We start from the raw sequence: 22793 nt of genomic DNA on the forward strand, positions 1-22793 counted from the left end.
GCGCGAACGGAAAGGGCAGGGCGCGGCGCCGGTTCAGGGGCGCCGCTCACGGCGAACGGAAGGGGGCGATGCGGCCGGGCCGTGGGTTCAGGGCGCGGCGCGCAGCTTGGCCTGCAGCTCGGGCAGCAGCGGCTGCGGCGGCTCGATGCCGTTGCGCTTCTCGGTCTCGATCAGCCAGCCGCTGCGGTGCCATTGCTTGACCACCTTGTCGACCGCGGCGATGGTGTCGGCCTCGCCCTTGCGGGCCCAGACCACCGAGGGCGCGGGCAGGATCTCGTCGCGGATCGGCGCCGCGTAGGTGGCCCATTCGGGATTGCTGCGCAGCAGCGGCTGGATCAGCGTGGCGTCGTGCACGGCGGCCACGCAGTTGCCGCCGCGCAGCGCCAGCAGCGATTCCTGCGCGGTCTTGAAGCCGCGCACCTGGGCGCCGTACTGCTCCTGCAGCGGCTTCACGAAGCTGCTGCCCTGCGAGGCACACACGGTCTTGCCGCGCAGGTCTTCCCACTTGGCGATGCCGCTGGTCTTGAGCACGGCGGCCGTGCCACCCACGCGGTAGAACGGCGTTGGTGCGTAGCCGAGGATCTCGCCGCGGTCGGCGTTGTATTCCATCGAGGCGATCAGCAGGTCGACCTTGCCCGACTGCAGGAACTGCACGCGGTTGGCCGGCTGCACCTGCACCAGCTCGACCTCGGCGCCGAGCTGCTTGGCGAGGTCGCGAGCGAGGTCGGGGTTCCAGCCCACGAGCTGTTGGGTGGCCGGGTCGATCGAGCCGAAGGGCCCGCCGTTGACCACCACGCCGATCGCGACCTTGCCGCGCTGCTTGATGCGGTCGAGCGTGGCATCGGCATGGGCCGCGCCGGCCAGGCCGAGCAGGGTGGCGAGCGCCGCGGCGGCGAAACGGGAGGAAGAAGGGGAGAAACGCGAACGCGGACGGGAAGTCATCGAATGAAAGGGGCGAAGCAGGGCAGGCGGCGATCTTCCGAGGCCGCGCCTGCCGTCGCAACGAAGGCCTTCAACTATCGATATGCGCTTTTCCGTGCAAGCCTCGGGTCGCTTCGCCGTGCGGCCGGAACACGGCCAGCTCGTCGCCCGCGCATTGCGCGATCAGGCCCAGCTCCCAGTCGAGGTAGCGGCGCGCCGCGTCGAGGTTGCCGTCGTGCCGGTCGTGCACGAAGAACAGGTAGTCGATGGCCTCGGCATCGCCGGGCGACGCTGGCGTGGCCTCCATGCCGTGGCCCGCGGCCACGAGCGCCTCGTGCGTGGTCCAGGTGGGCGCGGGCCAGCCGGCATCGCGCAGGTCGGCGGCGGCGAGCCGTGCCACCAGCGCGTCGGGCGCGATCAGCAGCAACGGGCGGCGCGTGTCGCCACCGGTGGCGGTGCGCGCATCGGCCAGCAGGCGCGGGCGGATCGACCAGCGCGCGCCGCGCACGTGGGCCTGGCGGTAGGCCGGCGACGCGCGCAGGTCGAGCAGCACCGTGCCTTCGGGCAGCGCGACCAGCTGCCCGGCCGAAGCCGAAGCGGGCACCGGGCCCAGCGCCGGCGGCGCGCCCTCGGGCACGCGCAGCCCGCTCGCGAGGCCGCCTTCGACCAGCGCGGCCTCGAGGCCCAGCCGGCGCAGCCACAGCGCGATGACCGGCGCGCGCACGCCATCGTCGTCGAGCACCACCACGCGCGCATGGCGCACGCCGATCTGCAGGTCGGTGGCCTGCAGCAGCTGGCCGCCCGGCGCATGGCGCGCGCCGGGCAGGCTGCCGGCCGCGAATTCCTCGGCCGTGCGCACGTCGAACACGAAGGCGGTGCGGCTGGCGTCGTCGAGCCAGGCCTGTGCCGCGGCCCGCGACAGCACCGGCACGCCGAAACGCCGCGCGGCGGCCTCGGCACTCGCGCGCGCGGCTTCGCGCCGGGCCGCATCGGGCGCGGCCGGCAGCGTTCGGCGGCTGCCGCGCTCGAGCTCGAGGCCGGCCAGCGCCCAGCCCTGGGTGCCGTTCTCGAGCGCGAACACCGGGTTGGGCACGCCGAGGTCGCGCAGGATCTGCGCGCCGACGATGCTGCGGGTGCGGCCCGCGCAGTGCACCACGATCGGCGTGCGCTCGTCGCTCACCTGGGTGCGCCAGCGCAGCGCCAGTTCGCCGTTGGGCACGGGAATGGCGCCGGGCAGCGTCATCTTGCGGTGTTCCTCGAGCGTGCGGCCGTCGAGCAGCACGAAGGGCTCGGCCTCGCGCTGCCAGCGCGCCAGCGTGGGCGCGTCGATGTGCGGCACCTCGAAGGCATGCTCGGCGACCTCGCCGAAGGTCTTCGAGGGCAGGTTCACGCCCTTGAACAGCGTGCGGCCCGCGCGTTCCCAGGCCGGCGCGCCGCCGGCCAGCACCGAGACGCCGGACCAGCCGAGCGCGGCCAGCCGCAGGGCCGCGCGCCGGGCCAGCGCATCGCCGTCGATGCCGTCGTCGAACAGCACGGTGCGGGTCGCGCGGCGCGGCACCAGCCGCGCCACCTCGGGCTCGAGCCGGCTGTAGGCCGCATGCACCGCGAAGAAGGGATGGCCCTCGCCGTACTGGCCGTGCTCGCGGATGTCGAGCAGCGCGAGCTCGTCGCCGTCCTGCAGCCAGCGCTGCAGGGTGGCGGCATCGATGGCGGGCACGCGTTCGGGGGAGGAGGAAGAGGAAGAGGAGGGCGCCGCGCCGGTGGCGGGCGCCGCGAGATCGGCGAGTGAGGACATGGAATGGGGACGGTGAAAATCGGCGGCACCTTAGCGGCCGCCGGTGCGCGCGGCTACGAAGCCTTCCGCATAAGCACATGCGGTTCAGGCCGCGAGCGACTCGGCCACGAAGTCCTCGATGCGCCGCGGTGGCCGGCCCAGCACGCGTTCCACCGTGTCGGTGACGGTGGCCGCCTCGCCGGCACCGATCAGCGCGGCGAACTGCGCATGCACCTGCGCGATGTAGGGCGAGGGCGCCTGCGCCTGGCGCGCCGCGAGTTCCTGCGGTGACAGCGGCTCGGCCACCACCGGGCGGCCGCTGAGGCCGGCCGCGATGCGCGCGAGCTCGCCATGGTCGACGGCGCGCGCGCCGGTCAGCACCCAGGGGCCGGGCGGCGCGTCGTCCGCATCGTTCAGCAGCGCCTCGACCGCCACGTCGGCGATGTCGCGCGCGTCGATGCAGGCCACGCGCGGCAGGCCCGGCGGCGCGTGCAGCACATCGCCCGCGGCCAGTTCGGCCGCCAGCCGCGCGAGCACCACCTGCGTCCAGGCATTGGGGCGCAGCACGCGGTGCGCGATGCCCGTGGTGGCCAGCGCGGCCTCGATGCGCGCATGCGCGTCGCCCGACAGCGAACGGCCCGGCGGCTCGATGGTCCAGTGCGAGCCCGAGAGCTTGACGATGCGGCGCACGCCGGCCTCGGCCGCGGCCTCGATGGCGGCGATCTGCTGCGCGGCCAGCGCGGGCACGATCGGCGACAGCAGGAACAGGTGCGAGACGCCTTCGAAGGCGCGCCGCAGCGAGGCCCGGTCCTCGAGGTCGCCCACGGCCACCTCGAAGGGCGCGCGCTCGTGCCGGCTCTGGTCGGTCAGCGCGGCGGCATTCGCCACCTGCCGCGTGAAGGCGCGCACCACCGCGCCGCGCTCGCGCAGCCGCGGCACCAGCAGCCGGCCGAGGCGGCCGGTGGCACCGGTCACGAGGATGCGCGGCGCCGGGTTGGAGTTCGCGGCGCTCATGCGGCGGCAAGCACCGCGGCTTCGGGCGCCGTCGCCTTGCCGGCACGCAACGTACGCAAGGGCTCGGCATCGACCCACTCGCCGAGGTCGAAGTCGCCCGGCAGGAAGCCCCACTGCAGCAGGAAGTCCTTGAAATGCCCGATCGCCTCGACCAGCGGCGCGTCGAGCCCGATGCCCAGGTGCCGGTGCACCTCGGGCCCGTTCGAGGCCAGCACCGCCTCCTCGCTGGTGGCGATCTCGCGCGCCACGAAGCGCACCGTCTCGTCGGGATGGTCCTCGGCCCAGCGGCCGGCGCGCTCCACCACCTCGAGCAGGCGCAGCACCAGGTCGGGCCGCCGCTCGGACAGCGCCGCATCGACCGTCAGCACGCGCGGCGTGCCGTTGTTGATGCGGATCTTCGGATCGGGATGGCTGCCGAACTCGGACACCACCTGGGCGCCGATCAGGTTCGCGACCACCAGGCCCTCGGCGCCCTTGACGAAGATCGCGTCGACCTCGCCGCGCACCAGCGCCTCGACCTCGCGGAAATAGGGATGGCGCCGGCGCAGCCCGAACAGGCTGGGCTCGCCCTGCGCGAGGATCACCGACTCCTCGATCGGCAGCTGCACCAGCGTGAGGTCCTCGGTCGTGAGGCCGGCCAGCGACAGCGCCGACACCACGCCCTTGAGCGCGGTGGCGCGGTGGAAGTCGATCAGGTCGTTGACGCGGCGCGGCACCGCGAAGCGCCGGCCCGCGAGCTGTTCGATCGACGCGATGCCGCGCCCCGGCAGGGTCACGATGGCCTGGAACTCGTCGGTCCAGGTGATCGCCACCAGTCGCGTCGCGCGGCCGTTGGCGCGGGCCCAGATCGGCGGGATGTTGCCGCCCTGGCGGAAGGACCAGGCCAGGTGGTGGTCGAAGTGGCTCTCGCGGATGCTGCGGTCCTTCGAGTCGATGATCGATTCGATCGCGATGCCTTCCTCGGCGAAGGTCTGGGCCAGCCAGCCCTGGCGCGCGGCGATGCCCAGTGGCGAGGGCACGGGGCAGCGGGTGTACCAGAGCACGTCGGGGCGGTCGGTGGTGGCGGTGGTCATGGAGAGGTTTCCTTTCACTGTCGATCAGGTGCCGATCCACGCACCGGCCAGGTTGCCGGCGATGCCGTCGGCGCTGACCGTGTGGCCGCGCACGCGGCGGTCGGCGATGGTGTAGTTGTCGAGCGCCAGCAGCGTGATGTCGGGCAGGTCGCGCACGATGTGGCGCTGGAACTCGGCGAAGGCCTGACGCCGGCGCGTCTCGTCGGTCTCGATGGCGGCGGCCTCGAGCAGCCGGTCGACCTCGGGGTTGTTGTAGCCCGAGCCATTGGAGAACGGCAGGCCCTTCTTGAAGTTCTTCGACCAGTACAAGCGCTGGATGCCCACGGTGGGGTCGAAGGTGTTGCTCATCACGCTCACGTGCAGGTCGAAGGCGCGGTCGGCATAGATGCGGCGCACGTAGGTCGCGAAGTCGGTCGCGTTGATCGTGACCTCGATGCCGATGCGCCCCAGGCTCTGCTTCAGGTACTCGGCGGTGCGCTGGCCGCCCTCGTTGGGAATGGGCGTCAGCGCGAGCTTGAGCCGCAGGTTGGGGCCGGCCTTGCCGCGCGCGAGGCCCGCCGCGTCGAGCAGGGCCTCGGCCTGCTTCGGATCGTGCGGCAGCACCGGCAGGTCGGGCACGTAGAACTTCGCGAGCGCCGGATGCACCGGCCCCGGGATCAACCGGCCCTGGCCGTACCACACGGTCTTCTGCACCACCTGGCGGTTGATGGCATGCGCGATCGCCTGGCGCACGCGCAGGTCCTGCAGCGCGGGGTTCTCGAGGTTGAACTCCACCCGCGAAACGTTGTTGATGTACTGGTAGCCGTTCGGCTCGAACACCAGGTTCGGCCTGGCGCGCAGCCGCTCCACGTCGCCCAGCGGCACCGGCGTGCCCGGGCTCAGGTGCACCTCGCCCTTCTCGATCGCGGCCGCGCGCGCGGCGGCGTCGGGGATGAAGCGCACGATCAGCCGGTCGACGTAGGGCCTGGGGTTGTCCCAGTAGTCGGGGTTGCGCTCGTAGCTCACATGGCTGCCGCGCACCCATTCCTTGAACACGAAGGGGCCGGTGCCCACGGGTGCGTTGTTGGCCGGGTTGGCATCGGCCTTGCCGTTCTCGTAGAGGTGCTTCGGCACGATCGGCGACTCGGCCGCCGACAGTGCGGTGATCAGGTAGGGCACCGGCTTCGACAGCACCAGGATCGCGGTGTGCGCATCGGGCGTGCGCACCTCCGATACGCTCGAGAAGGTGGCGCGCCCGCGCGGGTGGTATTGCTTGAGCAGGCCGATCGAATGCGCGACGTCGGCCGATGTGAAGGGCCGGCCGTCGTGCCACTTCACGCCGCGGCGCAGGGTGAAGCTGTACTGCAGCCCGTCGGCGCTCACGCTCCAGGCGGTCGCGAGCTGCGGCTGCGGCGAGAGATCGAAACCGTAGCTCAGCAGGCCCTCGGTGGTCTTGGCCGAGATCAGCACCGAGGCGCCGGCCGAATGCGCGATGGTGGTGAGCGTGGGCGGCTCGGGATCGATCAGCACGGTCAGCGTGCCGCCGCGCACCGGCGTGCCCGCGTCGCGGCCCTGCGCGAGCGCGGACACCGCCGCGAACGGCGAGGCCAGGCCCGCGAGCCCGAGTCCCGCGCCGGCCTGCAGCCAGGCGCGGCGCTCCATGTTCCAGTCCTGCATGCTCATCCCTTGAGGTGAAGATCGGCGAAGTTGCCCGACAGGCCCTCGGCGCCGACCGTGTGGCCGCCGATGCGGCGATTGGCCACCGTGACCTGCGCCACCGCCACGAGCCCGATGGTCGGCAGCTCGCGCGCGATCACGCGCTGGAACTCGGCATAGAGCGCGCGCCGCTTGGCGGCATCGTTCTCCACCGCCGCGGCCTCGAGCAGCCGGTCGACCTCGGGGTTGTCGTAGTGCGCGCCGTTGGAGAAGGGCACGCCGGGGCGGAAGTTCTTCGACCAGTAGAAGCGCTGGATGCCGACCGCGGGGTCGAACATCTGGCTCATGCCCTGGTTGTTGAAGTCGAAGTCGCGGTCGGTGTAGACGCGCTTGATGTAGGCGCCGAACTCCTGCGTGCGCACCGTCACGTCGATGCCCACGCGCGCGAGCGCCTGGCGGATGTACTGGCCCACGCGGTTGCCGCCGCCGTCGAACACGTCGTGGCTGACGCGAAAGCGCACGCCGTCGGCGCCGCGCGCAAAGCCGGCCTCGTCGAGCAGCGCCTCGGCGCGCTTGCGGTCGAAGCCCGGCACGCCGGCCGCGGGCTCGTAGAAAGCCCGCAGCACCGGCGAGATCGGGCCCGGCGCGGCCAGGCCGTAGCCGTACCACACGGTCTTGAGGATCACCTCGCGATCGATCGCATGCGCCACCGCCTGGCGTACCTTGGCGTGGCGGAAGTAGGGGTTGTCGAGGTTGAACTCGATGCGCGTGGTCGAGTTGTTGAAGTACTCGTTGCCGCGCGTGTCCAGGCTCAGGTGCGGCAGCGCCTTGAGCCGGTCGAGGTCGGGGATCGGCACCGGTGTCGCGCCGGCCAGGTCGACCGTGCCGCTCTCGAGCGCGGCCGCGGCCGCCGCGGGATCGGGCACGAAGCGCACCACCAGCCTGTCGATGTAGGGCTTGCCGGTATCCCAGTAGTCGGGGTTGCGCTCGTAGATGATGTGGCTGCCGCGCTGCCATTCCTTGAACACGAAGGGCCCGGTGCCGATCGGCGCGTTGTTGGCCGGATGGCTCGCGAGATCGCGGCCCTCGTAGACATGGCGCGGCACGATCGGCGACTCGGCGGCAGCCAGCGCGGTCAGCAGGAAGGGCGCGGGCTTGCTGAGCACCAGCACCGCCGTGTGCGCATCGGGCGTGCGCACCTCACTCACGCTCGCGAAGGTGGCACGACCGCGCGGATGCGACTGCTTGAGCGCGAGGATCGAGAAGGCCACGTCGGCCGAGGTGAAGGGGCGGCCGTCGTGCCACTTCACGCCGCGGCGCAGCCTGAAGGTGTATTGCAGGCCGTCGGGCTGCACCTCCCAGGCCACGGCGAGCTGCGGACGCGGGCGCAGGTCGAAGTCGTAGCTCAGCAGGCCCTCGACCGCCTTGGGCGACACCAGGAAGGTGCCGGCCGCGGAGTTGACCAGGCCCACCAGCGTGGGCGGCTCGAGCGCGGTGAGCAGGGTGACGACGCTGCCGGGCTTGTGGCGCGGCGCGGTGTCCGGTGCGGTATGGGGCGCGGCATTGGCCGCGGCGGCCGGCACAGCGGCCAGCGCGAGCGGCAGCCCCGCGAGCCGCCGGTGGAAATGCCGGCGGCTGATCGGAGGCGTCGGCGTCATGCGGCGGGCGCGGTCGGGGCGGCGGGCGTCGCGGGCGCGGCCACGCTGTCCTCGTAGCCCGGCGGCGCGATGAAGCCGCCATAGGCCTCCTCGAGCAGCCGCGCGAAGGCGATGGTGGTGCGGTCCTCGAGGTAGGCGCCGACCGCCTGCGCGCTCACCGGCAGGCCCTCGTCGTCGAGCCCGATCGGGAAGCTGGTGGCCGGCAGGCCCGGCAGCACCGGCAGCCCGGCCCAGGCGAACAGGTCGAGGAAGCGCACCTCGCGCGTGCCGTCCTCGAAGGCCACGGGATAGGTGCGCGCATCCTTGGGCTCGTCGTGGTTGTGCCGGAAGGCCGGCAGCGGCGCCACCGGCGTCACCACCACGTCGAACTGCGCGAAGAAGCGTTCCCACTGGTGGCGCAGCGCCACGCGCGCCTCGTGGTCCTGCAGCCACTGGCTGTGGCGCAGCGTGGAGGCGCGCAGCCAGGCCGCGTCGGCGCTGTCGTCCTCGGGCGAGAGCGCTTCCAGCCGCTGCTGCGCGGCCTCGCTGAGCGCTGGCGGCGTGGCCAGCGAGGAGCCCAGCAGGCTGCGGTAGACGCGGTGCGAGCGCACCAGGTCGGGCAGCAGACCCGGCGGCAGGTCGGCCGGCCGGCTCACCTGCACGCCCTGCGTGCGAAGCCGGTCGACCACGCGCTCGCTCACCTGGCGCTCGTGCACGCTGCGCTCGCTGCCGGGCCACTGGTCGATCACCAGCACGCGGAAGTCGGACAGCCGCGCATGGCGCGCCGGCGGCAGGGTCGCCTTCCAGCCCTTGGCCAGCAGCGGGTCGCGATTGATGAGCAGGCCGAGCGCGAGCTCGAGATCGGACGCCGTGCGCGCGAGCGGCCCGGCCACCACCAGGTCGCGCTCGGCATGGCGGCCCGAGGGCACGCCGGTGCCGCGCAGCGCCACCAGGCCGGCGGTCGGCTTGTGGCCGTACACGCCGTTGAAGTGCGCGGGAATGCGGATCGAGCCGCCGATGTCGGTGCCGATCTCCAGCGCCACGTAGCCCGCGGCCAGCGCCGCGGCCGAGCCGCCCGAGGAACCGCCCGGCGTGCGCGCCGGGTCCCAGGGGTTGTTGCTGATGCCGTAGACCGCGTTGTAGCTCTGCAGGTCGGCCAGGCCCAGCGGCACGTTGCTCTTGCCGACGATCACCGCGCCGGCCTCGCGCAGCGCGGCCACCGCGAGCGAGTCCTCGCGCGCCACGTTGTCGGCGAAGGCCGGGTTGCCGCTGCTCGTGACCAGGCCCGCCACGTCGAAGGACTCCTTCACCGTGACCGGCACGCCCAGCAGCGGCCGGCGTTCGCCGCGCGCGAGCGCCGCGTCGGCCTCGCGTGCCGCGGCGCGCGCGCGCTCGTCGTCGCGCACGGGCACCGCGTTGAGCGCGCCGTCGAAGCGGTCGATGCGCGCGAGCAGGTGCTCGAGCAGCGCCACCGCGCTGACGCGGCCCTCGGCCAGCGCGCGGGCCTGTTCGCCGGCGCTCGCGAAGCTCAGTGCATGGAGTTGGTCGTTCGTGATGTCCTGGAGGCTCATGGCGTTCCGTCCGTCTCTGTCTTCTCTGTCTTACTTGCGGGGTTCGATCCAGGCATCGGCGAAGTCGCCGGCCGTGAGGTCGATGCTGTTGTTGAGTTCGTGCACGCGGGTGCTGTAGACCTGCAGCGCCGAATGCACCGTGACCAGCGGCACCACCGGCAGCTCGCGGCCCACGATCTGCTGGATCTGGCGGAACTGGGTGGCGCGCTTCGCGCCGTCGAGCTCGACCGCGGCCTGGCGGAACAGCTCGTCGACCTGCGGGTTGTCGTAGTGCGAGGCATTGATCCAGATCAGCGGATTGCGCACCCCGTCGCCCCAGTAGATGCGCTGCACGCCCACCGTCGGGTCGAACAGCCGGCCCAGGCCGTTGAGGTTGATGTCGAAGTCGCGCGTGCTGTAGACGCGCTTGAGGAAGGTGGGCAGGTCGCCGTCGACGATCTCGACCTTGACGCCGATGCGCGAGAAGGCCGCGCGCAGGTAGTCGCTGGTGCGCTTGAATTCCGCGCCCGGGATGTAGCTCAGCCGCAGCGAGAAGCGCGTGCCGCCCGCGCCGCGCGGCTGGCCGGCTTCGTCGAGCAGGCGGTTGGCCGCGGTCACGTCGAAGGGATAGCGGAAGGTGCTGTCGTCGTAGTAGTCGGCCAGCACGCGCGGGATCGGCGAGTTCACCACCTCCACGCGCTTGTAGTAGATGGTGTCGCGGATGAAGTTGCGGTCGATCGCCTGCGCGATCGCATGCCGCACCTTCGGGTTCGCGAGCACCGGGTTCTCGAGGTTGAACTCGAGGAACGAGGCGTTGTTGAGGAAGGCGTCGTAGGTGGCGTCGACCTTGAGCTTCGGGTTCTTCTCGAGCCGTTCGAGGTCGGCCAGGCCCACGCCGAGCGCCGCGTCGACCTCGCCGGTCTCGACCGCGGTGGAGATCGCGGCCGGATCGCGCACGAACTTCACGATCACGCGGTCGAGGTGCGGATAGCCCTTGCGCCAGTAGTTCGGGTTCTTCCTGAGCACCAGGTGGCTGCCGCGCACCCACTGGTCGAACACGAAGGGGCCGGTGCCCACCGGCGCCGTGACGTTGGGATTGCCCAGCGGCTCGCCGTCGGCGTAGCGGTGCGAGGGCACGATCGGCAGTTCGGCCGAAGACAGCGACTTCAGCAGGAAGGGCGCGGGCTTCGACAGCACGATCACCGCGGTCAGCGGATCGGGCGCGTCGACGCGTTCCACGTTCGCGAGCGTGATGCGCCCGCGCGGTCCCTGCTTCTTCTGCGTCAGGATCGAATAGCGCACGTCCTCCGCGCCGAAGTCGCGGCCATCGTGCCACTTCACGCCGGGGCGCAGCTTGAAGGTGTACTTCAGGCCATCGGCGCTGACCTGCCACGACGTGGCGAGCAGCGGCTGCGCGCGGAACTGAGCGTCGTAGCGCAGCAGGCCCTCGGTGATCTTCGCACTGATGTTGCGGTTGTCGGTCTTGGTGTCGAGGAAGGACACCAGCGAGGTCGGCTCCTGCGATACCGCGAGCGTCAGCGTGCCGCCGTCGATGGGTTGGGGGGAGGGTGCGGTGCCCTGCGCGAAGGCGCCCGGGAGCGCGGCGGCCACTGCTGCGGCGAGGGCGACGCGCAGTGCCCATCGATCGAATTTCATTCTCTGACTGGTTAGCGGTTGGGCCGCCGATGGTCTGGGATATCCCCGCGAAATCCAAGCGCGCGCTTAGCATCTTTTCGCGTTTGGAAATGCGCCGTGCTCCACGCGATCCGTGCCCGTTCGCCATTGCAGGAATGCGAGTTTTCTTATGCGGGAAACGGCCATGCCGCGCGCCCATACTGCGTTCATCCTCGACCGCTCGCTGCCCGCACCTTCACCGATGAACGCACCCGACCGCGCCGCGCTGGCGCCCGACCTCCAGACCCTGCTCGATCGCCTGCCCGCGCTGGCCATGGCCATCGCACAAGGCGCCTCGCAGCGCGAGCGCGACCGCGTGCTGCCCTTCGAGGCCTTCGCGCTGTTCCGCGCCTCGGGCCTCGGCGCGCTGCGCGTGCCGCCCGAGCGCGGCGGTCCCGGCGGCTCGGTCGAGGACCTGATCGAGGTGGTCGCGACGCTCGCGGCCGCCGACTCCAACGTCGCGCATGCGCTGCGCATCCACTACAACGCGATCGAGCTCTGGACCACCGCGCCACCCGATGCGAACAGCGAGCTGCAGCTGGCGCGCGTGCGCGAAGGCGCGCTGTTCGGCGGCGCCTTCACCGAGCTCGGCACGCCCAAGTCGGGCACCGTGACCACCGCGCTCGAGCGCGATGGCGATCGCCTGGTGCTCAACGGCCGCAAGTACTACGCCACCGGCACCGCCTTCTCGGATTACGCGAGCATCGCTGTGCGCGACCCCGAGGGCCGCGACGTCGCCATCGTCGTGCCCACGCGGCGCGAAGGCCTGCACGTGAAGGACGACTGGGACGGCATGGGCCAGCGCCTGACCGCGAGCGGCAGCCTGGAGTTCGAGGGCCTCGAAGTGCACGCCGACGAGCTGGTGTACGGCAGCCCCAAGACCCTGCAGCGCCGCCATGCATCGTCGCTGCGCCAGCTCTACCTGGTGGCCGTGGCCGCGGGCATCGTGCGCAACATCTTCGCCGACGCGCTCGACTATGTGCGCCACCATGCGCGGCCGGCCGCGCACAGCCCGGCCGACAGCGCGGCGCAGGACCACTTCACGCAATGGGTGGTCGGCGACCTAGCGACCGCCACGCACGCGGTCGATGCGCTGGTCGCGGACAACGCGCGGCGCCTCGATCGTTCGGCGCAGGCGCTGCGGCACGATGCCGCAACGGACCAGGAGAGCGAACGCACGCGCCAGCTCGTGCTCGAAGGCGCGCTCGCCACCGCGAAGACCCAGCTCGCGGTGAGCCGCATCGCGCTGCAGGCGGCCGAGCGGCTGTTCGAGGCCGGCGGCGCATCGGCCACCTCGCGTCGCCACAACTTCGACCGCCACTGGCGCAATCTGCGCACCATCTTCAATCACAACCCGCTGCAGCAGAAGGCACGCGTGATCGGCGACCACCATCTCAACGGCACGACCACGCATCTCGAAGAGGGCAAGGTGTTCTGACAGGGTGTGGGCGTTCAGTCCTCGATCGCCTCGATGCCCGCGCGCCTGAGTTCCTCCAGGCGCTCGCGCATCGCCTGCAGCTGCTCGGGCGCATGGCCCTGCCAGTCGCTCACCTCGCCCGTGATCCGCAGCGGCTGCCGCGTGCGGTAGGACTTGGTCGGGTTGCCGGGGAATTTCTTGTCGGTCAGGTTGGGGTCGTCCTCGATCGGCCCGGTCGGCTCCACCACGTAGATCCGGCCGCGTCCCTCGCCGACGGCCAGCTCGGCGCCCCAGGTCGCGGCCTCGAGCGTGGCGCTCAGGTACACATACGCCGCCTTCCTGCGCTGGCCGTAGTTGGAGCTGTAGCCGGCCTCGATCAGGTCGCCGAGGTTCAGGTCGGCCTTGGTGCCGTGGTAGTAGGGCGGTGGGGTGGGGGTGGCTGACATGTGCGGATGTACCTCCGGGAAAAGTCGAGCCGAAGGAGGTTAGCGGAGTTCCATGCCCACGCTCCTACGCTTTCTCGTGTTCCCCCAAAGCCGTCCACCTTCGCCATTGCGCCTCCCCGCATGTCGATATGCGAATTACGGGCGTGCCATTCCCGCCCCTGCTGGCCAGAATCCGCGCCAGCAGAAAGTAATCCTCCAATGTCCCTGTCACACCGACCCGGCGCCATCGCCGGATGGGAGCGCTTCGTCGCGCCGACCGAATTCGCCGCCAGCCCGATCTCCCGTGCCTTCGAGCAGCCGGTGCTGCTGGGCCTGTTCCTGCCGATCCAGGCCGGGGGCTGGAGCGCGTCGACCTTGCCGCGCACCACCGACTGGCGCTTCGATTACAACCGCGACCTGGTGCTGCAGGCCGAGCGGCTGGGCTTCGACCTGGTGTTCGCGCTCTCTCAATGGCTGCCCAAGGGCGGCTACGGCGGGGTGTTCAACGGCAACGCGCTCGACTCCTTCATGACGACGGCGGCCCTCACCGCGGTGACGCAGCGCATCATGCTGATCTCGACCATCCACGTGCTCTACGGGCCGCTGCATCCGCTGCACCTGGCCAAGTACGCGGCCACGCTCGACCACATCTCGGGCGGGCGCTGGGGCATCAACGTGGTGACTGGGCACCGCGCGGTCGAGCACGAGATGTTCGGCTCGCAGCGCATCGAGCACGACCGGCGCTACGAGCTCGCGGCCGAGTTCCTCGAGGCGGTGCAGCGGCTGTGGGCCGACACCGAGAACTGGGCGTTCCAGGGCGAGTCGCCGTGGAAGCTCGATGGCGCCTTCGTGTCGCCCAAGCCGCGCTTCGGCCGGCCCGTGCTGGTGAACGCGACCGGCTCCGACGCCGGCATCGAATTCGCGGCACGCTATTCCGACATCGTCTTCATCACCAGTCCGGCCGGCTCGAGCTTCCCGAGCGCGATCGAGGCGTTGCCCGCGCACACGGCGCGCGTGAAGCAGGCCGCGCGCAACGTGGGCCGCGAGGTGCGCACGCTGCTCAATCCCATGGTCATCAGCCGCGCGACCGAGAAGGAGACCTGGGCCTACCACGATGCGATCGTGGCGCATGCCGACGTCGATCCGCAGGCCAGCTTCAACCGCTTCGACAGCGACGCCCATGCGTGGCGCGGCCGCGTCGGCAACGACGCCGCCAAGCGGCGCGCCATCGGCGGCAACATCGAGGTGATCGGCACGCCCGAGCAGGTGGTCGAGCAGTTCGTGCAGCTCAAGCGCGCGGGCGTCGACGGCCTTCAGCTGAGCTTCTACGACTTCAAGCCCGACCTCGAATTCTTCGGCGACCGCATCCTGCCGCTGATGAAGCAGGCCGGGCTGCGCTTCTGATTCCGGCGCGTCACGCGCGCCGCCTCTTCCTTCCTCTCTTCTTCCTTCTCCCATGAGCACCATCGACTACCGGCCGCTCGGCCGCAGCGGCATCCTCGTCTCGCCGCTGACCCTCGGCACCATGATGTTCGGCGGCCAGACCGACCGCGCGACCTCGCAACGCATCGCCGACCGCGCGCGCGAGCAGGGCGTGAACTTCATCGACACCGCCAATGCCTACAACCAGGGCCAGTCGGAGACGGTGGTCGGCGAGCTGATCGCGCCGCACCGGCAGCACTGGGTGATGGCGACCAAGTTCGCCAATGCCGATCCCGACATCGAAGGCCCGAACAACCGCAGCACCGGACGCCACGGCATCGTGCGCTCGGTCGAGGCCAGCCTGAAGCGCCTGGGCACCGACCACATCGACCTGCTCTACCTGCACCGCGAGGACCGCCAGACGCCGGTGGAGGAAACCGTGCGCGCGCTCGGCGACCTGATCCGCGCGGGCAAGCTGCGCAGCTACGGTCTGTCGAACCACAGCGCCTGGAAGATCGCCGAGTTCGCGCGCACGGCCGATGCGCTCAACGTCGACCGGCCGGTGGCGACGCAGCCGCTCTACAACCTCGCGAACCGGCAGATCGAGGCCGAGCACCTGCCCGCGGCCGAGTACTACGGCCTCGGCGTGGTGTCGTACAGCCCGCTCGCGCGCGGCGTGCTCACGGCCAAGTACCGGCCCGGCGAGGCGCCGCCGCCCGGCACGCGCGCGGGCCGCGACGACAAGCGCATCCTGCAGACCGAATGGCGCCCCGAATCGCTGGAGATCGCGCAGCGCGTGAAGGAACACGTGGAGGGCCGCGGCATCACGCCGGGCCAGTTCGCGCTGGCCTGGGTGCTCAACAACCGGCTCGTGACCTCGGCCATCGCCGGGCCGCGCACGCTCGAGCAGTGGGAAGACTACGTGCCCGCGCTGCAGTACCGCTTCACCGACGCGGACGAGGCACTGGTCGACGGCCTCGTGACCACGGGCCATTCGTCGCGCCCGGGCTTCAACGATCCCAGCCACCCGTTCTTCGGCCGCAAGCCGCGGCATCGCGCGGCGCCATGAGCGCGCTGGCCGCATCGATCGAGGTCCAGAGCGATCTGCCGCGGACCGCGCGCCGCGTCGAGCCAGCGCAGCGGCTGCGCTCCGACGCCGAGGTGCTCGAAGCCGCGCAGCGTGTCGCGAAGTCGCTGGCCGAAGGCGCGGCCGCGCGCGACAGCCAGCGCCTGCTGCCCGAGCGCGAGCTCGACCAGGTCTCGGGCGCCGGCCTGTGGGCCATGAACCTGCCGCGCGCCCATGGCGGCGCGGCCGTGTCCTACGCCACCGTGGCGCGGGTGTTCGCGCTCCTGTCGGCAGCCGATGCCTCGATCGGCCAGATCCAGCAGAACCACAACAGCGCCGTGTTCTGGCTCTCGACCATCGGCACCGAGGCGCAGAAGGCCTTCTTCCTCGGCGAGATCCTGCGCGGCTGCCGCTTCGGCAATGCCAACGTCGACGCACCGCGCGACGGCGCCGTGCAGCCGCTGCGGATCGAGCGCACGCCGCGAGGCTGGCTGTTGCGCGGCGAGAAGATCTACGCCACCGGCGCGCTGTTCGCGCACTACGTGTCGGCCATCGGCCTGAACGCGGCCGGCGAGAAGACGGTGGCGATCATTCCGGCGGGCACGCCGGGCCTGGCCATCGAGGACGACTGGCAGAGCTTCGGCCAGCGCACCACCGCGAGCGGCCGCGTGCATCTCGACGACGTGCTGCTGCCCGATCTCTGCGTGCTGCCGATCCACCGCGCCTACAGCGAGCAGCCGATGGGCGCGGTCTCGCAGATCAGCCATGTGGGCATCGACCTCGGCATCGCCCAGGCCGCGCTCGACGACACGGTGCGCTTCCTGCGCGAACACGCATCGATCGCGCAGCCGACCGGCGCACCGCGCGCGATCGTCGATGCGCTGGTGATCGCGCAGGTCGGCGAGATCCAGATCCGCCTGCACGCCGCCGAGGCGATGACTCAGCGCGCGGGCCTCGCGCTCGACGAAGCCATCGCCCGGCCCGACCGCGAGCGCCGCGCCTTGGCCTCGCTCGCGGTGGCCGAGGCCAAGGTGCTGACCTCGGAGATCGCGCTGCATGCCTCGAGCAAGCTGTTCGAGCTCTGCGGCACGCGTTCCGCGCAGGCGCCGCATGCCTTCGACCGCCACTGGCGCAACGCGCGCGTGCACACGCTGCACGACCCGGTGCGCCACAAGTTCACTGTGGTCGGCGACCACCTGCTCAACGGCATCCTGCCCGAGAGCGCGGGTGCGCTGTGACCCTGGCTTTCATTCGCTGAATCGATCCCCGCCATGCTGACCCGCCGCCAATTCACTCTCGCCGCGGGCGCCGCCTCGCTGGTCGCCGCCCCTTCCGCCTGGAGCGCCGCCACCGGCCTCAAGGGATCCACTTTGACGCTGGGCTACCAGAAGACCGGCATTCCGCTGGTGGCGCGCCAGCTCAAGGTGTTCGAGAAGCGCTTCGAGCCGCTGGGCATCCGCATCGAATGGGCCGAGTTCACCTCGGGCCTCAACCTGCTGCAGGCCATGGACACCGGCGACGTCGCCTTCGGCAATGCGGGCAACGTGGGCTGCATCTTCCTGCAGGCCTCGGGCGGGCGCGTGGCCTATGTGGCGGCGCAGCCCTCGACGCCGCGCTCCGAGGGCATCCTCGTGAAGGAGGATTCGCCGATCCGCAGCATCGCCGACCTGCAGGGCCGGCGCATCGGCTATGCCAAGGGATCGAGCTCGCACAACCTGGTGGCGGCCGCGCTCGAGCGCCAGGGGCTGGACATCAAGGCCGTGACCAGCATCGGCCTGGGCGCGGCCGACGCGGCCTTCGCCTTCGATGGCGGCGACATCGATGCCTGGGCCATCTGGGACCCGTACTTCACCATCGCGCGCCGCCGCAACAGGACGCGCGTGATCGCCTGGCAGGGCGACGTGCTCGAGGACAGCGCCTCCTTCCTGCTCGCCAACACCGGCTTCGCCAAGGCCTGGCCCGCTCATGTGAAGGCGCTGGTCGAGGGCTCGGCCGAGGCCGGCCGCTGGGCCAGGGCCAATCCCGCCGAGGTCGCGAAGTCGGTCGCGGCCGCCACCGGCATGCCGTTGGACGTGGTGACCGAGGTCAATGCCAATGCGGGCTTCGACGTGGTGCCGCTGTCGAACGCGATCCTCGCTTCGCAGCAGCGCACGGCCGACCGGCTGTTCAAGCTCGGCGTGCTGCCGAAGTCGGTCGCGGTGCGCGAGGCGGTCTGGGACAACGCGGAGCGCGGCTGAGGCTGGGGCACCGCATTCGTGCGCGCGGGCGAGCCATCCGGCCGATCCCATCGGCGCCGAATCCAAGGCCAGCATCCGCCGCGCGATGCCTCGTGGCATCGCGGATGCTCGCATGCGCAGTGCGGCGCCGCGATCTTTTCGGGCCATCGATCAGAGCGCCGAACCGGGCTTTCCAATTGCGCATCGATGACGACCCAATGGGCCTGATCAATTAGCCCCGGAATATCTTTCTCATCGGCAATTCAATGCCATTGCGAATACCGCAATGGCATCGTTGCAAGGCATATGAATTGCTTCTCCACGCGGTCCGCAACGCGAGATGCTCATCAACACGAGAGACAAGCGTCGGCCCCGATGAATTGCTAAATCCGCATTGCGCGAATCGGACACCACTCGGAGCGAGTCGTGCCTGGATCGCAGATCGCTCCAATCATCGAAAGAATATTTTGGAGAAGATCAATGAATGGACAGCGTTGCATGCGCTTGTTGAAAGCGTGCGCGGTTCTTCTGGGATTCGCCCTCGCGAGCGGATGCGGTGGAGGCAGCGACGGTGGGGCGGGCTCCCTGGCCTTGATGGTGCCCCCGCCCACGACCGGCGTCACCACCGGAACGGCCGATCCGGCGCCGACGATCCCGGTCACCACCCCACCGAACCCGGAGGATCCTTCCGTCGTCACCCGCTTCACCGCGACCGTGCCGTTCGGCGAGAAGGGAGGCCATGTGTCCTCGGAGCAGATCGTCTACGGCTTCGGCACCGCGGCGGTGTCGGATGCGCGGTACAAGGACGTGATCTACACCGTGCCGCTGCGGGGCACGGTGCGCTATCCGACAGGACCGGCCGGCACACCGGGCGATTCCAGGGTCCAGCCCGCGGCCAGCGGCGGCCATCCGGTGGTGGTGTTCCTGCACGGCATGCATGACTCCTCCGATCTCAACAATGCCAAGGGCTACGACTACCTGCAGAAGAACCTGGCGGAGAACGGCTACGTGGCCTTCTCCATCGATGCGGGAAAGATCAACGGGCTCAACGGCAACGCCTCGGACGCCGGTGCGCTGGCGCGCGGCCAGCTGCTGATGACCACGCTCGACCTGCTGCGCGCGGGCAACGCCACGGGCGTCTTCAACGGCGTGTCGCTGCCCGAGCTCAAGGGCAGGATGGACCTCGGGCGCGTGGGCCTGGTCGGGCACTCGCGCGGCGCGGAAGCGGTGGCCTATGCGGTGGAGCTGAACCGGCAACGCGTGGGCATCAGCTACCAGAACATCGAGAAGGCACGCGACATCCGCGCGGCGACCATTCCGCTCCAGGCCGCGCTCGACGAAGCGCGGCAGCGGGTCGACGAGGCGCAATCCGCCTCGACCGCCGTCTCGGTGCAGCTCCTGATCGCGAAGTTCAAGCGCCAGGCGGCGCTGGACCGCACGCCGCCCGCGCCAGCGCTGGAGATCGAGGCCTTGACCCGCGAGGTGGAGCAACTGCAGCGCCAGGCGCAGGACGCACAGGCCACGCTCCAGGCCGCGGAGCTCGCGCTGGAGAAGGCCACCGCCGCGTTCCGGGACCTGGGCACCGTGGTGCGGCGGATCAATGCGAACAGCGAGCAATGGCTGCAGCAGGCCACCTCCGAGGAGGCCCTGCGCCGATCCGGCGTGCTGCTGCCTTCGGGCACCGGGGACCCGCACCGGATCCGCGCGGTCTTCTCGCTCGCGGCGATCAACAAGAAGCAGCTGTCGCGCATCACCCATGTGCCGTTCATGACCCTGCTGCCGAGCTGCGACGGCGACGTCTACACGCTGGAAGGCGCGCAGATCTTCGACGAGAGCCGCTACACCGCCGAGGACGACAGCGCGCCCAAGTACCAGGTCGTGGTGCGGGGCGCCAACCACAACTTCTACAACGACTACTGGGCCGAGACCGACGATTCGCAGGGCCGAGCACCGCTCTATTGCAAGGCCGCGCAGGCCGAGACGCTGCGCCTGAACCAGGAGGACCAGCGCCGCAACGGCATGTTCCTGATCGAATCGTTCATGCGCTATTTCGTCGGCGACGAGTTCCAGTTCGCGCCGTACTGGAAGGGGCAGGCGCCGATCCCGGCCGCGGGCTGCCCGGTGGGCGAGGGCAGTTGCGACGAGCGCGTGATCCTGACGATCCATCAACCCGCCGCGCAGCGCAAGCTGCTCCAGAACTTTAGCGCCGCCGATGCCAGCGCGAGGAACCCGGGCGGGCTCTCGACCTCCTACGAGAAATTCACCCAGGCCGTGCAATGCCGATTCCTCGCGCTCAAGCCCGATCGCGACGCGGCATGCACCGATCCCGCGAGCCAGGCCGGCGTCGATCGCCTGTTCAAGGAAGGCGCGCTGTACGACTTCACCTATGACGCGAAGACGCTGCTGACCTGGTCGATCACGGACCAGGCCCAGCTGCAATGGACCGCGGCCGGCGCCGCGATGACGATCCACACCGGCGACCTCTCCACCAAGGGCTTCGACACGCTGAGCCTGCGCGTCGCCGTGGTGGCACCGATCGGGCAGGAGGTCGAGATCGCGCTGACCGACACGCAGGATCGCAAGGCCGCGATCAAGGGCAGCGACTTCAGCGACGCGCTCTACGGCATCGCGCGCAAGCCCGACGGCGCGATCCCGCTGGTCGACGCGCCCGCGGATGCGATCTATGCCGACACCGGCACCACCCGGCCGCTGCTGAACATGGTGGCGGTTCCGCTGAAGGCCTTCGCGCTGCATGGCGTGGATCTCGCGCACATCAAACAGGTCACGCTGCGGTTTCCGAAGGCTTCGGGCAGCGTGGCGGTGACCGATGTCCAGTTGCAGCGGATGAATTGAAGACTGCCATCCGCGCCGTCGTCATCCTCGGGAGGGACGGCGCTTCGACAGGCGTCATCCGGTGCCGGCAAACCGCCGCAACGAAGCCTCCGTGACCCGCAGATGGCTCACGCGGCACAGCTTCTGCTGTGCCGCTGCATACCATCGGCGCAACGACCAGCGGGGGCGGGGTTTCGCGGGGCCGTGCACCAGCAGGCTGTACACGCGCAGTTGCCCCGCCAGGATGCAGGAGCGGACCACCCGCGCCGTGACCTGCAAGTCTTGGCAAGCCTGCTCGAAGCCTACGCCCTCGCATACGCGAGAGCTCAAGCCTCGGCGGTGCATCTGGCAGCGCACGGAGCGCTCGCTGCGGCGCAATCGCCGGCAGATTGTCCTGACCGGCAAGACGCCGGCCCAACGCTCGAGGTCATGGAGTTCGGAGTCGCTCCAGCGGCGACGTGGTCGCGACGCGAGGCCGATGGCCTGGGATTCAGGTACGTGTGAGAGGACCATGAGCAATGCCTCCATTGCTTCTCGACCCGCCGACTGATCTGCCCAATTGCCGGGCTGCTTGGGCTGTCGGTTGACACGGCTCCCTGCGCGCGGACGAGACAATAGGGCGCGCCAAAAAAATAATCAAGTCGTTGATCTTGCGAATCTATTTGCGCGCGGACAGTGCGATGCAGATGGACATCGCGAATGGGGTGGTCTTACCGTCGCGCCGCTGTCCCGCTCAAGCGATGGGCAAGAAGAAGAACGGTTTCGGACCAGGGAGAGATTCATCTTTTCTTATTAAGGAGAGCATCTCATGTCCGTTCGCGCCAATTCATCGGCATCGTTCGCAGACCTCGTTCTTTCCGCACTTCCTCGCCTGCTGATGGCTGCCAGCCCGTTGCTCGTTGGCAGCCTGGCCCAGGCCGGCCCCATGCAAGACATCGGTATCAGTTCCGGGCCTCAATGCGCGGGCACCAGCGTCAACAACTCGGGCCACGTGGTCGGTGCCTGCGCCGAAGCCGATGGCATGGCTTCGGGCTTCGTTGCCCTGGCGCCCGGCGGTGCCGTCGACCTGGGCCACCTGATGGGCGGGCGCAGCTGCTCGGCCAGCGCCGTCACCAACAGCGGCCGGATCATCGGCAGTTGCCTCAATGGCAACTCCCTGTCCACGGCCGTGGTCTGGAACAGTGCCACGCCCCAGGTGACCCAGACCCTGGATCCATTGCCTTTGGTGCTGCTTCCGCCTTCGCCGGCCGGGGTACGCACGCGCGCAACGGCATTCAGCCAGAGCGGTGTCGTCGCGGGCGTGAGCGTCAATGCCAACAACACCGCCTTGCCCGTGGTGTGGTATCCCGAGAATGGAACCGCCAATGCCTTGCCCGAGGGATTGCTGGGACTGGGCGCCACCAATTGCGCCCCCGCCGACGTCGACGACTACGCCGCCAATCCCGCCAGGCCCGACATCGTGGGCAATTGCCCCGGCAGCAATGGCCGTCCGCAGGCCGTTTTCTGGTCGGCCAATGGATTGCTGGGCGGCTATACCTCGGCGGCCCTCCCGCTGCCCGCGGGCGCCACGTTCTGCGCCGCGTCCACGCTGAACAGCGGGAAGATCCTCGGCTACTGCGACTTCGGGGCCCAGGGAGGCCGTACCGCGCTATGGCCCAACAAGACCACGGCGCCTGCCTTGCTCTCGACCAATCCTGCGCGCAACAGCGGCATCGACCTCAATGCCAGTGGCGGCGTGATCGGCCAGTACCAAAACAGCACCGGCGAATCGATTCCCTTCTACTGGGACACCGCGAACAACATCCGCACCGACATCCCGTCGCTCAGCGGCGGCTTCAAGATCAATGTGACGGACATCGGCGACAACGGCATGGTGGTGGGCACCAGCGAGTTGATCGACGGCTCTCGGCATGCGATTTCCTGGACGCCATCCACCAGCACGGTGGACCTGGGGACCTTGCCCGGCGGGGAGAACAGCGGGGCGCGGGTGCTGAGTCAGAGCGGGTGCTATTTGACGGGGAGCAGCGAGGTGGGGGCGGGGCATGCGACGCATGCGTTTGTGCAGAACCTGTGTGCGCCATGAGTTTTATTAATTTAGCTTAAATATATCTTGCAGAAGTGCTTCGAGGGTTGCAAA

General features: G+C 70.1%; 16 protein-coding genes. 7 read left to right on the plus strand and 9 right to left on the minus strand.

All coding sequences use genetic code 11. The features are described 5' to 3' along the window. Window positions 1-87 precede the first annotated feature (87 nt). The 8 genes from R0232_RS35020 to R0232_RS35055 all read right to left on the minus strand — a co-directional run bounded on the left by R0232_RS35020 (window position 88) and on the right by R0232_RS35055 (window position 11260). The gene (locus R0232_RS35020; protein ID WP_431513888.1) at window positions 88-942 is read right to left on the minus strand and encodes a transporter substrate-binding domain-containing protein; all 855 of its coding nucleotides are present in this window, start codon (window positions 940-942) and stop codon (window positions 88-90) included. 70 nt (window positions 943-1012) lie between these two features. Further along, window positions 1013-2716: a rhodanese-like domain-containing protein gene (locus R0232_RS35025; protein WP_431513889.1), complete on the minus strand. Its 1704-nt coding sequence runs from the start codon at window positions 2714-2716 to the stop codon at window positions 1013-1015. 84 nt (window positions 2717-2800) lie between these two features. Further along, window positions 2801-3709 carry an SDR family NAD(P)-dependent oxidoreductase gene (locus tag R0232_RS35030; RefSeq protein ID WP_431513890.1) on the minus strand — a complete coding sequence of 303 codons (909 nt, stop codon included), beginning with the start codon at window positions 3707-3709 and terminating at the stop codon, window positions 2801-2803. Continuing rightward, window positions 3706-4782, minus strand: a complete 1077-nt coding sequence (locus R0232_RS35035) for an ABC transporter substrate-binding protein (protein ID WP_431513891.1) — start codon at window positions 4780-4782, stop codon at window positions 3706-3708. Before R0232_RS35035 ends, R0232_RS35030 begins: the two co-directional genes overlap by 4 nt. A 24-nt stretch (window positions 4783-4806) precedes the next feature. Next, window positions 4807-6438 carry an ABC transporter substrate-binding protein gene (locus tag R0232_RS35040; protein WP_431513892.1) on the minus strand — a complete coding sequence of 544 codons (1632 nt, stop codon included), beginning with the start codon at window positions 6436-6438 and terminating at the stop codon, window positions 4807-4809. 2 nt (window positions 6439-6440) lie between these two features. Beyond that, entirely contained in the window at window positions 6441-8075 is a 1635-nt protein-coding gene (locus tag R0232_RS35045; RefSeq protein WP_431513893.1) for an ABC transporter substrate-binding protein, read from the minus strand. After that, window positions 8072-9625 carry an amidase gene (locus R0232_RS35050; protein ID WP_093345821.1) on the minus strand — a complete coding sequence of 518 codons (1554 nt, stop codon included), beginning with the start codon at window positions 9623-9625 and terminating at the stop codon, window positions 8072-8074. Before R0232_RS35050 ends, R0232_RS35045 begins: the two co-directional genes overlap by 4 nt. Before the next feature lie 30 nt (window positions 9626-9655). Then, window positions 9656-11260, minus strand: coding sequence for an ABC transporter substrate-binding protein (locus R0232_RS35055; protein WP_431513894.1), 1605 nt, complete (start codon window positions 11258-11260; stop codon window positions 9656-9658). Window positions 11261-11480: 220 nt separating this feature from the next. Here R0232_RS35055 and R0232_RS35060 point away from each other — a divergent pair, with 220 nt between their 5' ends. Continuing rightward, window positions 11481-12716 (plus strand): acyl-CoA dehydrogenase family protein, encoded by a 1236-nt coding sequence (locus tag R0232_RS35060; protein WP_431513895.1) that lies wholly within the window; start codon window positions 11481-11483, stop codon window positions 12714-12716. 14 nt (window positions 12717-12730) lie between these two features. Here R0232_RS35060 and arr read toward each other — a convergent pair whose 3' ends face one another. Beyond that, window positions 12731-13141 carry an NAD(+)--rifampin ADP-ribosyltransferase gene (arr, locus tag R0232_RS35065; RefSeq protein ID WP_431513896.1) on the minus strand — a complete coding sequence of 137 codons (411 nt, stop codon included), beginning with the start codon at window positions 13139-13141 and terminating at the stop codon, window positions 12731-12733. 198 nt (window positions 13142-13339) lie between these two features. Here arr and R0232_RS35070 point away from each other — a divergent pair, with 198 nt between their 5' ends. The 6 genes from R0232_RS35070 to R0232_RS35095 all read left to right on the plus strand — a co-directional run bounded on the left by R0232_RS35070 (window position 13340) and on the right by R0232_RS35095 (window position 22739). Then, window positions 13340-14524, plus strand: a complete 1185-nt coding sequence (locus R0232_RS35070) for an LLM class flavin-dependent oxidoreductase (RefSeq protein WP_431513897.1) — start codon at window positions 13340-13342, stop codon at window positions 14522-14524. 61 nt (window positions 14525-14585) lie between these two features. Continuing rightward, window positions 14586-15611 carry an aldo/keto reductase gene (locus R0232_RS35075; protein WP_431514677.1) on the plus strand — a complete coding sequence of 342 codons (1026 nt, stop codon included), beginning with the start codon at window positions 14586-14588 and terminating at the stop codon, window positions 15609-15611. Continuing rightward, the gene (locus tag R0232_RS35080) at window positions 15608-16846 is read left to right on the plus strand and encodes an SfnB family sulfur acquisition oxidoreductase (RefSeq protein WP_431513898.1); all 1239 of its coding nucleotides are present in this window, start codon (window positions 15608-15610) and stop codon (window positions 16844-16846) included. Before R0232_RS35075 ends, R0232_RS35080 begins: the two co-directional genes overlap by 4 nt. Window positions 16847-16879: 33 nt before the next feature. Next, the gene (locus tag R0232_RS35085; RefSeq protein ID WP_431513899.1) at window positions 16880-17845 is read left to right on the plus strand and encodes an aliphatic sulfonate ABC transporter substrate-binding protein; all 966 of its coding nucleotides are present in this window, start codon (window positions 16880-16882) and stop codon (window positions 17843-17845) included. A gap of 573 nt (window positions 17846-18418) precedes the next feature. Continuing rightward, a complete protein-coding gene (locus R0232_RS35090; protein ID WP_431513900.1) occupies window positions 18419-20677 on the plus strand; it encodes a hypothetical protein in 2259 nt (752 codons plus the stop codon). Between the two features lie 787 nt (window positions 20678-21464). Next, on the plus strand, window positions 21465-22739 hold the full coding sequence (locus R0232_RS35095; protein WP_431513901.1) for an HAF repeat-containing protein: 1275 nt from the start codon (window positions 21465-21467) through the stop codon (window positions 22737-22739). The last annotated feature ends 54 nt before the right edge of the window (window positions 22740-22793 follow it).

Source organism: Variovorax sp. DAIF25 (assembly GCF_050711835.1).
Classification (GTDB): domain Bacteria; phylum Pseudomonadota; class Gammaproteobacteria; order Burkholderiales; family Burkholderiaceae_C; genus Variovorax.

What these genes read in the sequence shown, in the direction of transcription:
- R0232_RS35040 (WP_431513892.1), bottom strand. Translation starts at nt 6,438, where the DNA reads ATGCAGGACTGGAACATGGAGCGCCGCGCCTGGCTGCAGGCCGGCGCG.
- R0232_RS35055 (WP_431513894.1), bottom strand. Translation starts at nt 11,260, where the DNA reads ATGAAATTCGATCGATGGGCACTGCGCGTCGCCCTCGCCGCAGCAGTG.
- R0232_RS35025 (WP_431513889.1), bottom strand. Translation starts at nt 2,716, where the DNA reads ATGTCCTCACTCGCCGATCTCGCGGCGCCCGCCACCGGCGCGGCGCCC.
- R0232_RS35085 (WP_431513899.1), top strand. Translation starts at nt 16,880, where the DNA reads ATGCTGACCCGCCGCCAATTCACTCTCGCCGCGGGCGCCGCCTCGCTG.
- R0232_RS35060 (WP_431513895.1), top strand. Translation starts at nt 11,481, where the DNA reads ATGAACGCACCCGACCGCGCCGCGCTGGCGCCCGACCTCCAGACCCTG.
- arr (WP_431513896.1), bottom strand. Translation starts at nt 13,141, where the DNA reads ATGTCAGCCACCCCCACCCCACCGCCCTACTACCACGGCACCAAGGCC.
- R0232_RS35035 (WP_431513891.1), bottom strand. Translation starts at nt 4,782, where the DNA reads ATGACCACCGCCACCACCGACCGCCCCGACGTGCTCTGGTACACCCGC.
- R0232_RS35050 (WP_093345821.1), bottom strand. Translation starts at nt 9,625, where the DNA reads ATGAGCCTCCAGGACATCACGAACGACCAACTCCATGCACTGAGCTTC.
- R0232_RS35030 (WP_431513890.1), bottom strand. Translation starts at nt 3,709, where the DNA reads ATGAGCGCCGCGAACTCCAACCCGGCGCCGCGCATCCTCGTGACCGGT.
- R0232_RS35070 (WP_431513897.1), top strand. Translation starts at nt 13,340, where the DNA reads ATGTCCCTGTCACACCGACCCGGCGCCATCGCCGGATGGGAGCGCTTC.
- R0232_RS35080 (WP_431513898.1), top strand. Translation starts at nt 15,608, where the DNA reads ATGAGCGCGCTGGCCGCATCGATCGAGGTCCAGAGCGATCTGCCGCGG.
- R0232_RS35090 (WP_431513900.1), top strand. Translation starts at nt 18,419, where the DNA reads ATGGTGCCCCCGCCCACGACCGGCGTCACCACCGGAACGGCCGATCCG.
- R0232_RS35095 (WP_431513901.1), top strand. Translation starts at nt 21,465, where the DNA reads ATGTCCGTTCGCGCCAATTCATCGGCATCGTTCGCAGACCTCGTTCTT.
- R0232_RS35020 (WP_431513888.1), bottom strand. Translation starts at nt 942, where the DNA reads ATGACTTCCCGTCCGCGTTCGCGTTTCTCCCCTTCTTCCTCCCGTTTC.
- R0232_RS35045 (WP_431513893.1), bottom strand. Translation starts at nt 8,075, where the DNA reads ATGACGCCGACGCCTCCGATCAGCCGCCGGCATTTCCACCGGCGGCTC.